Here is a 1,158-nt window from a genome sequence, read left to right as displayed (position 1 = left end):
AAAGTCAGGATGAATATGACTCACAGTGGGCGGCAATTTGTTCCATTGCCCCAAAGATTGGCTGTACGCCGGAGACTCTGCGTGTCTGGGTTCGCCAGCATGAGCGGGATACCGGGGGCGGTGATGGTGGGCTCACCAGCGCTGAACGTCAGCGTCTGAAGAGCTGGAACGTGAAAATCGTGAACTGCGCCGCAGTAACGATATCCTTCGCCAGGCTTCCGCTTATTTTGCGAAGGCGGAGTTCGACCGCCTCTGGAAAAAATAATGCCACTGCTGATAAGCTGCGTGAGCAGTACGGGGTCGGACGGTATGCAGCGAACTGCATATTGCCCGTCAACGTATTACCACTGTCAGCAACAGCGACATCATCCTGATAACGCAGTGCCCGTGCTCAGCGCGACGACTGGCTGAAGAGAGAGATACAGCGCGTATACGATGAAATCATCAGTGTACGGTGTGCGTAAAGTCTGGCGCCAGTTGTTACGCGAAGGAATCAGGGTGGCCAGATGTACAGTGGCGCGTCTCATGGCGGTTATGGGACTTGCCGGTGTTCTCCGGGTAAAAAGGTCCGTACTACCGTCAGCCGGAAAGCCGTTTCCGCAGGCGACCGCGTAAACCGTCAGTTCGTGGCAGAACGTCCTGACCAGCTGTGGGTGGCTGATTTTACTTACGTCAGCACATGGCAGGGCTTCGTCTATGTGGCGTTTCATCATTGATGTGTTTGCCGGATATCGTGGGGTGGCGAGTCTCATCGTCTATGGAAACGACATCGTGCTGGATGCACTGGAGCAGGCGTTGTGGGCCCGTCGTCCGTCGGCACATCCATCACAGTGATAAAGGTCTCAGTATATCACTGGCCTATACGGAGCGACTAAAAGAAGCAAAACTGCTGGCATCAACAGGGAGTACAGGTGACTCGTATGCAACGCGATGGCGGAGAGCATCAATGGTCTTTACAAAGCGGAGTAATACACCGTAAGAGCTGGAAAAACGTGCAGAAGTGGAACTGGCCACACTCACGTGGGTGGAACTGGTATAACAATCGACGATTGCTGGGAAGGCTGGGTCATATCCTCCGCAGAAGCAGAAAAAGCTTATTATGCTTCCATCGGAAACGATGATCTGGCAGCCTGAGTTCACAGATAAACACTCTCCAGG

General features: G+C 53.6%; 1 pseudogene and 1 other annotated feature. The pseudogene reads left to right on the top strand.

The features are described 5' to 3' along the window. Window positions 1-1,134, top strand: a pseudogene (locus tag I6J71_RS47350) (IS3 family transposase); the annotation flags it as partial. Then, window positions 220-333, top strand: a sequence feature (AL1L pseudoknot). (Overlaps the previous pseudogene by 114 nt.) Window positions 1,135-1,158: the final 24 nt, after the last annotated feature.

Origin of the sequence: Amycolatopsis sp. FDAARGOS 1241 (assembly GCF_016889705.1) — a bacterium.
Lineage (GTDB): Bacteria > Actinomycetota > Actinomycetes > Mycobacteriales > Pseudonocardiaceae > Amycolatopsis.
Note: the sequence above shows the minus strand (reverse complement) of the source record. Positions and strands in the feature narration are given on the sequence as shown.